Annotated in this window: 11 protein-coding genes; 9 read left to right on the forward strand and 2 right to left on the reverse strand. The window is 43.4% G+C overall.

The window, feature by feature from the left end; translation table 11 throughout:
* The first annotated feature begins 154 nt into the window (after positions 1-154).
* From BJR36_RS12095 to BJR36_RS12135, 9 genes are all read left to right on the forward strand, one after another.
* The gene (locus BJR36_RS12095) at positions 155-1291 is read left to right on the forward strand and encodes a glycerol dehydrogenase (protein ID WP_091234654.1); all 1137 of its coding nucleotides are present in this window, start codon (positions 155-157) and stop codon (positions 1289-1291) included.
* Positions 1292-1350: 59 nt separating this feature from the next.
* Positions 1351-3108, forward strand: a complete 1758-nt coding sequence (gene dhaK / locus BJR36_RS12100; RefSeq protein WP_091234656.1) for a dihydroxyacetone kinase subunit DhaK — start codon at positions 1351-1353, stop codon at positions 3106-3108.
* Positions 3109-3203: 95 nt separating this feature from the next.
* The gene (locus BJR36_RS12105; protein WP_169823678.1) at positions 3204-4469 is read left to right on the forward strand and encodes an ABC transporter substrate-binding protein; all 1266 of its coding nucleotides are present in this window, start codon (positions 3204-3206) and stop codon (positions 4467-4469) included.
* 172 nt (positions 4470-4641) lie between these two features.
* Positions 4642-5517, forward strand: a complete 876-nt coding sequence (locus BJR36_RS12110) for a branched-chain amino acid ABC transporter permease (protein WP_169823679.1) — start codon at positions 4642-4644, stop codon at positions 5515-5517.
* Positions 5518-5536: 19 nt separating this feature from the next.
* Entirely contained in the window at positions 5537-6520 is a 984-nt protein-coding gene (locus BJR36_RS12115) for a branched-chain amino acid ABC transporter permease (protein WP_169823680.1), read from the forward strand.
* 36 nt (positions 6521-6556) lie between these two features.
* Positions 6557-7288, forward strand: coding sequence for an ABC transporter ATP-binding protein (locus tag BJR36_RS12120; protein ID WP_091234666.1), 732 nt, complete (start codon positions 6557-6559; stop codon positions 7286-7288).
* Entirely contained in the window at positions 7269-7982 is a 714-nt protein-coding gene (locus tag BJR36_RS12125) for an ABC transporter ATP-binding protein (RefSeq protein ID WP_091234668.1), read from the forward strand. The genes BJR36_RS12120 and BJR36_RS12125 overlap by 20 nt, the downstream gene beginning before the upstream one ends.
* A gap of 343 nt (positions 7983-8325) precedes the next feature.
* Entirely contained in the window at positions 8326-9342 is a 1017-nt protein-coding gene (locus BJR36_RS12130; protein ID WP_091234669.1) for a DUF2804 domain-containing protein, read from the forward strand.
* Positions 9343-9539: 197 nt separating this feature from the next.
* A complete protein-coding gene (locus BJR36_RS12135; RefSeq protein WP_169823681.1) occupies positions 9540-10646 on the forward strand; it encodes an iron-containing alcohol dehydrogenase in 1107 nt (368 codons plus the stop codon).
* Positions 10647-10741: 95 nt separating this feature from the next.
* Here the strand turns inward: BJR36_RS12135 and BJR36_RS12140 are convergent, their stop codons facing one another.
* Both BJR36_RS12140 and BJR36_RS12145 read right to left on the reverse strand, forming a co-directional pair.
* On the reverse strand, positions 10742-12385 hold the full coding sequence (locus BJR36_RS12140; protein WP_091234673.1) for a response regulator transcription factor: 1644 nt from the start codon (positions 12383-12385) through the stop codon (positions 10742-10744).
* 65 nt (positions 12386-12450) lie between these two features.
* A complete protein-coding gene (locus tag BJR36_RS12145; RefSeq protein ID WP_139133551.1) occupies positions 12451-14145 on the reverse strand; it encodes a sensor histidine kinase in 1695 nt (564 codons plus the stop codon).
* Positions 14146-14282 lie beyond the last annotated feature (137 nt).

Consider the following 14282-nt stretch of genomic DNA (forward strand, 5'->3'; position numbering starts at 1 on the left):
ATAAACGAAGAGCATAAAATTACGATTATCCGAAATAAACGCAAAAAATCACCATGAAACAGTCATATTTCATAGCTCCGTCCTCTCATGTAAAAAACGAGCCCCTATGGTACGATAATTGTGCCGGCAGAAAAGAAAAGGGAGGACAACTGATATGAGAAAAGCTTTTATTTCTCCAAGCAAATATGTTCAGGGAGAGAATGAAATCGTAAATTTAGGATATTTTGTTCAGACATTTGGAGACTCTGCACTTCTAATCGCACATCCGGATGATGTGCAGCGCGTAAAGGAAAAACTGGATCAGACTGCAGAAAAGTTTAACGTTACATTTGTGGAGAGCGATTTTAAAGGAGAATGTTCCAGACAGGAAGTAAAACGCTTACAGGAATTGGCAAAGGAAAAGAAGTGCATGTGTACCATCGGATTAGGTGGCGGAAAAGCAATCGATACTGCAAAATGTGTTGCTGAAGGAGATGCTTTGATTATTGTCCCGACTATCGCGGCTACGGATGCACCGACCAGCCACTCGGCAGTTTTATATACACCAGAAGGAGCTTTTGATGACTATGCATACTTCAAGCAGAATCCAAGCGTGGTTCTGGTTGATACGACAGTGATTGCCAAGGCGCCGACCAGATTTCTTGTAGCCGGAATGGGAGATGCATTATCCACCTATTTCGAAGCGAGAGCCAATGTGCAGTCTTATGCCAACGTGAATGCAGGTCTTCCATGCGGTTTCAGGGAAGGGCTCTGCGACGGGGCAAAAGGAACGCAGGCAGCATTTGCACTGGCGACCTTATGCTATCAGAACCTGCTGAAGGATGGTGTAAAAGCTAAACTTGCCTGTGACGGAAATGAAATTACTCCGGCGCTGGAAAACATTGTAGAAACAAATATCCTGCTGTCAGGAATGGGATTCGAAAGCAGCGGCCTTGCAGCAGCTCATGCGATCCATGATGGCCTTACCATTCTGGAAGGGACCCATAAATACTATCATGGTGAAAAAGTGGCATTTGGTACCCTGGCACAATTGGTTATGGAAAATGTACTTTCCGAGGAGCTTGAAGAGGTGCTGGGATTCTGTACATCATTAGGATTGCCTGTGTGCCTGGAGGATATCGGAGTAAGCGAAATTACAGATGAAGAACTTCGCGAGGTTGCTGAAAAAGCATGTATCCCTGAAGAATCCATCTATGCGATGCCATTCCCAGTTACTGTGGAAAGTGTCATGGCAGCGATAAAAACAGCGGATGCAATCGGGAAAAAATATAAAACGACTGGACAGATATAGTATCCTTCAGACGGATTGACAGCATAAATCAGAAATAAGGGAATGAGGAGAGTAAGAGCATGAGAAAGATAATGAACCGCCCGGAAACTATGGTAATCGAAATGTGTAATGGGATTGCTATGGCTCACCCGGAATTGGAGTTTATTCCTAAATTTAAAGTCATCAAAAAAAGAGAGATCAATAAAGATAAAGTAAGCTTGATCAGCGGAGGCGGCAGTGGACATGAGCCGGCCCATGCTGGATATGTAGGAAAAGGCATGCTGGATGCTGCCGTATGTGGGGATGTTTTTGCATCACCCTCGCAGGTGCAGGTATATCAGGCTCTCAAAGCGACAGCAAGCGAAAAAGGCACCCTGATGATCATCAAGAACTACAGCGGCGATATGATGAATTTCCAGAACGCAGCTAATCTGGCATCGGAAGATGGAATAAAGGCAGATTATGTGAAAGTGGATGACGATATCGCTGTTCAGGACAGTTTATATACCGTCGGAAGACGCGGTGTTGCAGGAACGGTATTCGTACATAAGATTGCAGGCGCGGCAGCAGAAAAAGGCTATTCCCTGGAAGAGGTAAAAAAAGCTGCTGAAAATGCAAATGCCAATATCAGAAGCATTGGATTCGCATTCAGCTCCTGCACGGTTCCGGCTAAAGGAACACCTACTTTTGAAATTGAAGATGGCGAGATGGAATACGGGGTAGGAATTCATGGCGAACCAGGGATTCAGAGAGAGAAGATTATCAGTGCAGATGATCTTGCGCAGAGAATGGTAAGTGCTCTGATAAAAGAACTGAATGTTGTGGATGAAGAAGTTGCGGTGCTGATCAATGGATTCGGAAGCACTCCCCTGCAGGAGCTTTATGTCCTGCATAACGCAGTAGCCCGTCTATTGAACGAAAAAAACATACCGGTCTACCGTACGTTCGTAGGAAATTATATGACGAGCATAGACATGTTTGGAGCATCTGTGACTTTTATGAAAATGAACCCGCAGCTGAAAGAATTGCTGGATGAAGAGAGTGATACCCCGGCAATGAAAGTGTCCGGCCATGTAAAAAGCGTGCCATATGTGGATATGCGTACTGAAAGTGAAGAGAACAAAGAAATTTCATTTGAGATGACGACCAATAAGGAATTTTCCAAAGTGGAAAGCCAGAAATTCTCGTTATACAACGCAATCTATCTGATTGATAAAATGGGCGATTCCATAATCAAACATGAAGTTCCTTTCTGCGAACTGGATTCCTTTGCAGGGGATGGCGACTTTGGCATGAGCGTGGCAAAGGGATTCAAGCAGCTGAAACGCGAATGGAATGATATTTTAGAAAACCATGCCACGAATATAGGAGAATTTTTGGAAGCATGCTCCATGGTCATTATGGAATATTGCGGCGGTGCATCAGGGCCGATCTGGGGTTCTGCTTTCCGTGCAGCAGGTAAAAAAGCTGGTGACAGAAAAGAAATGACGGTATCCGAATTTGCCGATATCATACAGGCTGCCGTAGAAGGAATCCAGAAAACCGGGGAGCGCTCATTCGGAAGAGGAGCTGTGGTAGGTGATAAAACTTTGATCGATGCGCTGGTTCCGTGTGCGGACGAGTGGAAAGTATCCGCTCAAAAAGGCCTGAGCTTCAAAGAAGCATTCGAAAACGGTGCAAAAGCGGCTGTTGAAGGTGCTGAGAAAACAAAAGAAATAGTTGCCCGTATGGGACGTGCTGGTACCGTAGGGGAAAGAAGCATTGGCCATCCGGATGCCGGAGCATTTGCGCTGGGCGTAATTTTTACAGAATTATCCCAGGCGATAATTGAAGATTAAGCGGGAAAATGGTAGTTTGTGTATGTAACCAGGTATAAGGAATTCAGAAAAAAGATTTGCTCACTTTAGTTAATTTAACTTATGGAGGAATGTATATGAAAAAGATAATTGCTTTAACACTGAGCTTACTGGTTTTAATTGGTTCACTGGCAGGATGCGGTAATTCAGACGGTAAGGGTACGACAGAAACAAAAAGTACTGAAACTACAGAAGCTGGAACAGGTAAAGAATATGAACCATACAAGATTTCCATGATCACACAGCTGACCGGCGATAATACGTTTGGCGGAAATGAATATAAGAACGGTGCTGAACTGGCAATCAAGCAGCTTGGCGGCGAGATCAACGGGCGTAAAATCGAAATGGTTTTCGCAGACGGTCCTACTCAGGAAGCTACGTTGGCCGAATTTGAACGTTTATATAACAATGGTTCAAGAGCATTTGTAAGTGGTTATGGATGTATTGCTGACCGTGCGTTTGCATCCATGGTGGATGAGATGGAAGCTACATATTTAAGCCTTGCATGGGATGCTGACCTGATTCAGGGAGAAAGTGATTACTTCTTTAGGATTGGTGCCAATGTAACTGACTTTGCCAAAGGCGCAATTGAACAGGCGGCTAAGATTGGAGAGGACTATCTCAAAATTCCTGCAGATGAGTTAAAAGTTGCCTTTGTGTATAACACGAGACTTGCTCATGTTATGGAACCGATGAAGGAAAAAATGGCTGAATTGGGAATAGAAGCAGTTGTATTTGAAGGATACCCAACAGATACCAAAGACTTTGTACCGATCATCACCAAGATGCAGAGTGCGGAATATGATATCTTCATCCCATTACAGGGTGTAACAGACGGAACACCTTTCCAGAAGAAGATGTTTGAGCTGAACTATACACCGCCTGTAACCTTCGGAGCTGGCGTATACTATGACACACCAATATTTGCTGAGCTTGGAGATGACATCACCAACGGAATCATGACACAGTCTTATACAACTCCTTATATTGCTGATGATGCGGCAGCGGGTATTAAAGAATTCAGAGAAGAATATGAACAGATCTATGGCCATGCTCCATTGACTCATGCACTCCAGGCCTACGGAGGAGTCTATATCTATGCGAAAGCACTCGAGAGTCTCGATCCTGCTGATTGGGATGATACAAAAAAAGTTGCGGCAGCAGTGAAGGCACTTGATTTGGATTTCGGAGAGCTTCCTTGGTATTGGGGCGTTAAATTCGATGAACTCAATTCGAATACGAGGGCTAATCAGTTTATTACAAATCAGTGGATTGATGGCAAGCTGGAATGCGTATATCCAGAAAATTTAAAAACCCGTGATGCAATTGTACCTTGGAAATAATGAACTGATTCAATAAAAAGTATGTTGATTGAAGCAGCAAGGCTGATAGAGAAAAAACAATCTGTTCTGTCAGCCTTGCATGCTCAATGAAGAAATGCAAGTAATCTTTATCTTTATAGAAAGGAAACGGCATGATGAATTCTTTGATATTTTCATTGTGCAAGGTGACTATATGAATTTGTCAGCATATATAAATATTATTTTCAACGGTATTTGCATAGGAGGATTATACGGACTCACATCAAGTGCATGGTCTTTTCAATGTGGAGCCCTGAAGTTTGCGAACTTTGCTTACGGCGCCTCTTTAATGGCTACCATGTATCTTACGTATTTTGGGATTAGAGAATGGAACATACCTGCCTTTATTGTAATGCCTCTTATACTCATATTTAACTTCGGCCTCGGAATGCTCATGAGAAAAGTACTGCTTAAGAACGAGAATCGTGGTACACAGATCATTACGACGATGGCACTGAATTTGATTATTATCAACCTGGTTACATTTGTTTTCACAGGTTTTCCAAGAGATATGGCGTTACTTGAAAAGCGTTTGTATATAACGGAAACGATCAGTATTGGTGCAACCCAGTTTACCGCATTCTGCTTATCGGCAGTTATACTGATTGGTTTTAATACTTTCCTGAAGAAAACATGGACCGGAAGGGCAATCAGATCAGTTGTTCAGAATCGTGATGCGGCAACCCTGATGGGTATTCAAAGTGAAAAAATACTGGATCAAGCATTTGCGCTAAGCTACCTTCTGATTGGGATATCGGGAATGCTTCTTATTACGATGTTCCAGGCGGAACCGAACTATGGAAACTATATTCAGACCATTGCATTTGTGGTATGCGTATCCGCAGGCCTTGGAAGTTTAAGCGGAGCGTTCGGAACGGGTATATTGGTCGGTGTGATATCCGCTTTAATACAGACATTATTAGGTTCACAATGGAATGATATCGTCCTCTTTGGATTGTTTATTGTCATCCTTTTAGTCAGACCAAATGGTATCTTTGTAAGTAAGAAGAATGTTGCAAAAACATTCTAATGGGGAGGAGGTAACAGCTATGAAAGGTATTATTCAAAAATATTTCTCAACAAAAAGATTGATTTTATTAATAATTGCAATGGCAATTCTGATTTTCATTCCTGCTTTGGAAAACCGCAGACTGCTCAATATAGCGATCATTGCTCTGATGTATGTTACATTAGGTGAGTCCTGGAATTTACTGTCAGGCATGTCGGGCTTGTTCTCTATAAACCATGCGCTGTTTTTTGGCCTGGGCACCTATGGTGTGACCTTCGGTTTAAACAAATTAGGTTTTTCAGTTCTGGGTTCCATCCTTCTGGGATTGGCAATGAATCTTGTAGCTGCTACGATAGTAGGATACATAGGCACTAAATTATCGGGATTATACTTTACAATGGCATTTATTGGTCTTTGGCAGACAGTATACACATTTTCATATCAATTCTTTTCGATTACTGGCGGATCCCTGGGTCTTTCCATGCCGAGAGAGTTGCTGTTGTCAAAAAGAACATTGTATTTTATTGCATTGATTATGGCAATTGCATCCATGATATTTTACCAGTTTATTCGAAGAAGCCGGCTGGGTACGAACTTTGTTGCCCTTAAGGAGAATCCGGACCTTGCCAACGCACTTGGTTCCAACATCAGAGGCTACAGATTTTTGTCAACTATAATAAGCGCATGTATGGCTTCGTTTGCAGGCTCCTTTTATGCATTTTATATGATGACAAATAACCCGGAAGTATTCTCCGGTATCATATCACTGAAGATCATCATGGTTGTGATAGTAGGTGGTATGGGTCATGTATTTGGCCCGTTACTGGGTATTTCCTTTGTTATTATGGATGAATTGATCCGAGGGATGATGCCAAGTCAATTTGCACCTTTTTCGGTCATTATTTACGGTTTCGCATTGATTATCATGGCTATGGTAAAACCAGAAGGGCTAATCAGCATATTCAAGAAAAAACCCAAGGATAATGGGGTAGCAGCAAAGCAAAGTAAAAAAGCAACTGCCTAAAATTGAAGGGATGGCCATTCCAAAGGAGGTATATTGATGTTCTTAAAAGTAGAAAATGCAACTACGAGATTTGGCGGGCTAGTTGCTAATGACAATGTTAATATTGAAGTTTCAAAAGGTGAAATTGTTGGATTGATCGGACCAAATGGTGCCGGAAAATCAACTATGTTTAAATCAATAAATGGATTTAACCGCCTAAGTTCAGGCGAGATCTATTTTAAAAACAAAAGAATAACAAAGATGGAGACCTATAAAATATGCAAGATGGGCATTACCTGTACCTTCCAGCATGCACAGCTGTTTCAGGGAATCACCCTGGAAGAATCGGTTTTGCTGGGTGCTTACAACAGAAGGAAAACCAAGAAGGAAGCGCTGAAATTCGCCCATCAGATGATTGATTTTGTTGGTCTGTCAGACAAGAAGGATTACCGGGTCTCAAAATTAAATATGTTTGAAAGGAAGAAAGCGGAATTGGCCGCGGCAATGGCGACGGAACCGGAACTGCTCCTTTTGGACGAATTATTTGCAGGTCTTGTACCGACTGAGGTAGATTCATTTGTTGAACTTGTTAGAAAGGTGAATAAGCAGCTAGGCATATCCATCCTTATTGTAGAGCATGTATTGAAAGCAATTATGTCATTGAGCAATAAGGTATATGTACTGGAATACGGCAAGATAATTGCCCATGGATCCCCAGCTGAAGTTACAACAAATCCAACAGTTATTAAAGCATATTTAGGAGGTGACTATGATGCTGATGTCAGTTGAAAATATGAATGTCCATTTGGGCGGGCTGCACATTATTCAAGGTGTCGATTTTCATGTAAATGAAGGGGAATTAGTAGTAATTGTAGGTGCCAATGGAGCGGGTAAATCAACAACGGTGCGTACGATTTCGGGGCTGAATCCATGTGCATCGGGCAAGGTTATGTTTGAAGACGCTGAGGTAACCAATATGTCGGCTGCAGACATCGCTGGCAAAGGGATCTCCATGGTACCTGAAGGCAGACAGCTGTTTCCCGAGCTTACAGCGAAAGAAAACCTGTTGATGGGTGCATTCCATTACAGAAAGAACAGAAAGCTGGTACAGGAACAATTGGAAACAGTATATAATATGTTCCCGGTACTGAAAAAATACGAAGGCAGAATTGCAAGTACATTTTCCGGTGGAGAACAGCAGATGATTACGATTGGCAGGGGATTGATGAGTCGTCCTAAAATCATGATGATCGATGAATTATCGCTAGGTTTAGCCCCCATTGTTATTGAGTCCCTGTTTAAAGTAATTAAAGAATTGAATGCTACAGGTATGAGTATTCTGCTGATTGAGCAGAATGCGAGACAGGCACTTAAAATAGCGGACAGAGGTTATGTTATGGAAAATGGTGTTATTACGATGGAAGGTACCGGTATGGAACTTCTTAACAATGAGCATGTAAAATCTGCATACCTTGGATTATAAGATGGTTTAAAAGTCATTTTTCTCAAGGTTTTATAGTTGAGTGGAGTGTCAAAAGCTCATTTACATAATTGTATTCGTCAATTTGCACAGGTTTTCGAATGAGGACGTGATGCAAATCATGTTGATTCGCAGCGCGCTCTCGCTTAGATGAAGACGTAGTGGTACGTAAGGCCGCAAAGTACGCGGCCTAAGTACCAACGTCTTCATAAAGCTGCTCATCAATTCATGTTTTGTATCACTGCGTGATAGATGGCGGATGTGCAAATTGACGAAGCCGAAGTTTACGATGTGCTTTTGACACTCTAATCATAGTTCAAATTTTATAAAAAACTGGAGGCAGCATATGCAGCATAAATTGAACCGGGTTCATAATCTTTTAGATGAAAATGGACATGTGATTGAAGCGGGCTGGGCCAATGAGCCGCTTCTTCACTATAGAAGAGAAGATGTAAAAGTGGATCATAACAGGTTAAAAGAATGGGACTATTATTTGATTGCCAATGAAAATTATGGTATTGCATTCTCAATCGCGAATGTAGGTGAAAATTCACGGTTGACTGCAAACTTTATGAATTACCAGACAGGCGAACAGTATACGGATTCCGAAATGGTGCCATCGAATCCAAAACTGCTCACAATGCCTGAAAATCCGTACGAAACAATCAAATTTGAAACAGGCCGTGTAAAAGGGACATATATCAGGGATGGGTATAAAACCAGGATTCAGGTGACATTCCGCGATTTCTTTGGAAAAGACCTCATTGCAGATATCGACCTGGATTTACCTAAGAGTGACGCGATGGTAATCGTGATTCCTTTTAATGAAGGAAAAGAAATGTTCTATTACAATTACAAGCTGAACTGTATCAAGCCGAAGGGAATCTGCAGGTATGGAGATACTGAAGTGGAGTTCAGCCATGAAACCTCTTTCTGCGTATTTGACTGGGGACGAGGTATCTGGCCAAATTCCAATACCTGGTATTGGGGCAGCGGCAGTGGCATTGTAGATGGAAACGACTTTGGATTCAATATAGGCTATGGTTTTGGAAATTTAGATGCAGCATCTGAGAATATGCTTTTCTTTAACGGAAAGGCCCATAAACTAGAGGAGATTACATTCCATATACCGAAGAACAGTTTTATGGAACCATGGAAATTCACCTCATCCGATGGCAGATTCGAAATGGACTTTGTACCAGTATTAGATCGAAGCTCCAGCGTGAAAAAAGGGAACTACAGCTCCAGCCAGCATCAGGTATTTGGGAAATTCACAGGCACGGCAATATTGGATGATGGAACAGAGATCCATCTCAAGGACTTTTTTGCATTTGCCGAAGAAGTTAGTAATTCCTGGCAATAATCTCAGAAAAGAAGACAAAATTTATGTAACTGTTCAGAACCCCATGTCTCACGAGGTGTTTTTATGCTGAATTTGCATAAAAATCCGAGACATGCGTGCGCTAAATTGCTGATTTTGCAATTTGTGTTCATCAAATGTGACTATGAAGGACATAGTCCTGAATAGTTACAAATTTATACGGAAAGAGGATGATAAAAATGTCATTTGTTATTAGGCCGGTAATCAATATGATACCGACGTTTGAAAAATTTATTACGGATTATAGCATCGGTGAAGGTGACTTGATTATTACGAATGAGTATGTTCTGGCATCCCACATAGTAAATACGAAGCTGACATGTGATGTCTTGTATCAGGAGCGATATGGCAGTGGAGAGCCTACAGATGTAATGATTGATGCTATTTTAGAAGAAATTCATGGAAAGGGCTATAAGCGAATTATAGCCATTGGTGGTGGAACGGTGCTGGATATCAGCAAGCTGCTCCTGTTTGAAGAGGGCTTAAGCTGTGAGCAGATATGTGAACAGCTGCAGATACTGTCAAAGAAGAAAAAGCTGATTGCTGTTCCTACTACCTGCGGTACAGGAAGTGAAGTAACACCGATTGCGGTGGTTCATTTTATGGAGAAGGATACGAAGATAGGAATGTCGGCGCCTTCTCTGGCAGCAGATGAGGCTGTTCTGATAGAAGACATGTTCAAGACGCTGCCCTATGGGGTGTTTGCAGCTAGTTCCATCGATGCACTGGTACATGCGGTTGAAGCGTATGTATCTCCGAAAGCAGATGCCTTTTCCAAAATGTTCAGCCAGGAAGCAATAAAAAAAATACTCAATGGCTACAAAAAGATTGCTGAACAGGGAACCGGTCACGTCAAAGAAGTTGTGGGTGATATCGGTATTGCCAGCTGCTTTGCAGGTATTGCCTTCGGCAATGCCGGAGTGGCGAATGTGCATGCAATATCCCATACCATTGGATCGGCGCTTCATATTCCCCATGGGCAGGCCAACTACCTGGTATTTGCCCAGGTCTTTCGTAAATATGAGGAACTGGGGGTAAATCTATCCGAGCTTAATCAATTTCTTTCGACGGTACTTCATGTATCCGAGGAAGCGGCTTGGGAGGAACTGTCTGACTTGCTTGATAAGATTTTACCGCGAAAGCCGTTAAAAGAGTTTGGCATGAGCGAACAGCAGATTCAGGAGTTTGCGACATCAACGGTAATCAATCAGCAAAGATTGCTGCAAAATGCACAGGTGTTGTTGAGGGATGATGATATTTACGATATATTGGCGGAATGTTATTAAATATGGATAGGACTAGATTGACATGGATTGAAATCAGAAGAAATGCTGACTGAAATCTATAGCCAATATAGTCCTATATTTTTTTGTCCATTCCATCATTCATTTCCGGTGCGCCCCTTTTCTTTTCGGTACTCCACAGGGGTAAAATCAGTTTCTTTTTTAAAGAGCTTGGTAAAGTAAGAATAGTTGCCGTATCCTACTTTGTCAGAAATAAAATTGACAGGAAGGTCGGTATTTATAAGCAGGTCTTTTGCAACAGAGATTCTCTTTTGAATGATGTAGTTGCCAAGTGAGGTCCCGATCTCCTTCTTAAACAGCCGTCCGGTATAATCCGGATCCAGGTATACGATCTCTGCCAGGCTGTTGCGGTTGATGTCATCGGCATAATGCTGGTCAATGTAGTCGCATATGATGCTGGCTACGGATTTCTGGGATGTAGAGAAAGCGATGTAATCAAGAGCGGTATGCACCAGGAAAGACAGGTACTGGTTCATGTCTTCCAAGGATTTGGCCGCCTGTTCCAAGAGAATATCACCGGTCTTTCCATGGAGCAGCCGGTGGGCCAGGATCCCGTTTCCTTTTAAAAAGGAGTAGACCAGCTGGGTGATGTCGATGCGGAAATTGGTCAGAATATGGTGGTTCATCCGGTGATCCTGTGTAAGGGTCCGCAGGTAGGAATCACAGGCAGACAGGAAGGCATCTGCATTACCGCCATTTAGACAGGCATCTAGCTCGGCGGCATTGGGTGCCGCGTAATCTGCGGTGACAGGAACGTATTCCTGCAGGGAAAAGATCCTGCCCCTGCAGGGGATGGAGTCTTCCAGCATCTGCTCCAGGCTCCGAAGGACGGTATGGAACCGGGCAAAGGCAGCGGGGCGGCCAAGATAGCAGGAGACGGGTGTCTTGTATCTGCGTTTCATCAGAACGATCAGATCCTGGCAGGCATCCAGGTATTTTTTCTTTTCCGGTATGCTGATGGAACCGGTACAGGAAAATATCGCAATATACCGCTGCCTGGACGGGTTTAGTTCCAGCAGGATATCTGAGGGAGAAAGCACCTCATGAAATGCCTGGCGATAGAGGAACTCAAATTCGGGAAAGATCCGGTTCTCCTGGCTGAATGGGAGGAAAAGCTCATGTGAATCGGACAGGGAATAAGGGAATACTTCGAACAGGACCATGAAAAAAGTATCCGACATCTGATAGGGAAGCTGGCTCTTTTCCAGCTGCTGCAGCAGGTAGTCTTCTGGATAGGAATCCCCATTCTTCAGGTAAGCATCCCAGAAGTGTTTGGAAAGACCGGATCTGGCATCTTCCCATATCGTCGCAAGGGAGGCATCTTTTTTTGCCTGTCGGCCCTGGACAACCTGGTCAATGGCCTTTTTTATGATACGGGTCAGCTGGTCAAATTCAATTGGCTTCAGGTAATACTCCAGGCTCTGCAGGGCAATGGCTTTCTGGGCATACGAAAAGTCAGCGTAGTTGGTCAGGATGATGGTGATGATCTCATAGCCATTCTCCCGTATCCACGCAAGCAGATCAAGCCCGGTTCCCTGGGGCATGTCGATGTCCGTGACAAGAATATCAATGTCGTGTTCTTTTATGAGATCTTTTGCCTGGCTGATGTTGCCAGCAGTATAGACATTGGAGAAGCCAAGGGCAGTCCAGTCCATGTTCTGCTTCAGTGCAGCCAGCACAAAGCGGTCATCATCTACAAGCAATATGTTCATTTGGCTCATTGTGGTTGTCCTTTCTAATGCATATCGTGTATAATTCTGTTTTATGTGGATAAACCCCTCAAAAATCAGGTCGCATAGGGGATAACAAGTTCAATTACAGCCCCGCCGCCTTCCATGTTGGAAAAATGAAGTTCAAAATCGTCTTCATACAGGAAATACAGACGCTTAATGGTATTGCTGATTCCGATGTGGCGGCCCTCTTCGCTGGCAAGAGGCAGTCTGGAATTCAGGACTTTTAGGATGCCGGGATCAAATCCCGGACCGGTATCGGAGAGGACAAGCTTTACATATTCCCGGTCATTTTTTACGAGTTTTGATACGTCCAGGTGGATCCGCAGCATTTCGGACAGGGAAACGCAGTGCTTAATGGTGTTTTCGACAAAGGTCATAAGGACCAGGGGTGGAATCGCAGCCTCCAGAAGACCGGTTTCCACCTTGCTTTCATAGGTAAAAGCGGCTCCGTAACGCAGCGTCTGAATATCCAGATAATCACTGATGTGATTGAGTTCATATTCCAGCTTGATGTAATCCGTATCGGTCTGGAACAGGTAGCGCAGATACCTGGAAGTGAACAATGCCATTGACTCAATCTCTTTATAGTGTTTTGTCTGAGCCATGCTGTAGATGGTGGTCAGGCAGTTGAGGTAGAAATGCGGACGGATCTGCTGCTGGAGGAATCCGATCTGAATCCGTTTTTTCTCCAGTTCCTGTTCATACAGGGTAATCTTCAGCTTGACGACCTCCCGCATCAGGTTCTTGAACTGCTGGTTCGCCTGTTCCAGTTCTATGATATTGCTGTCCTGCAGATCCAGAAGATTGGAATTCTCGTTGATGTTCGAGAGATTTTTTGAGAAATTCTGGATAGGACGGATCACTTTCCTCTGCATATAGATCAGGAATACGAACAGGGTCAGGGCGATAAAGAATGCCATAAGGACGACTACGACCTGAATCACGATGAGGCGCTCAAAGGACCAGTTGTCCACAAAGATATTCAGTTCAAATGGGAGATTCGTAGTCTCATTTGGAAATACCAGATGAGTAAGGAACAGGTTGCTCGTTTCGGGAAGCTGCGAAGTCCGGGTGTCTGTTGTGCCTGTCAGCTGATTTCCCTCCCTGTCTGTTAACACCATGTATCCCCGGGAACCCAGAGTGATATTGGCCAGAGGTTCCAGCATTGCTTCGGCGGATATGAGGCTGATGAAGGTGGTGTTGTGGTAGGTGGTCAGATAATAGAAATACGAGACATCCTTAATCTTCATGATCTTCCACTCATCTGAGTTGCGTAAGGTCGCTTTGCTTTGGACCATGGCCAGGAACTGCTTTTTTGCAAGAAGGTAGTCCGGATAGGAAATGGTCATGGCAGAGCCGTTATAGAAGGTATCCTGTTCTTCGAGATAGAGAAAATACTGAAATTCTTTGCCGGTGGAATACTGGTTGTCGCGGATACGGGTGCGCAGGGTGTTCAGGGCGTTGATCCGTTTCAGATAATCGGAGTCTTCCCCTATGGTTTCTAAGAGAGGCTCGTGAACGGCGGTCCATCGAACAAAATGTTCCACTGCCGATACTTTGGTTGCAGTCTCTTTCTGGTAGAGGTTTATGGTGTTGGTAATATAGGCGAGATTCTGCTGGCGTGTCGTGACGATAGAGAAGATGCTGACAATGATGTTGATTGCAATGATAGGGATGGATAAAGTGATCAACACCTTTATGTAATGTTCCAGGGAGTGACTGGATTGTCTGCGCTGTTTTCGACTCATGAAACATACCTCGATTCGTTCATATTTTTCTGTAGCTTCATTATACAGGATAATATTTTTGCTTTCCACAGAAAACAGGGATTCACCTAAATAGTGCTATTTTTATGTCGGGATAGTTCTATAGGCGTCGTTTTTCT

The sequence above is a fragment of the Anaerobium acetethylicum genome, assembly GCF_900096945.1.
In the GTDB taxonomy this organism is placed as follows: domain Bacteria; phylum Bacillota; class Clostridia; order Lachnospirales; family Lachnospiraceae; genus Anaerobium; species Anaerobium acetethylicum.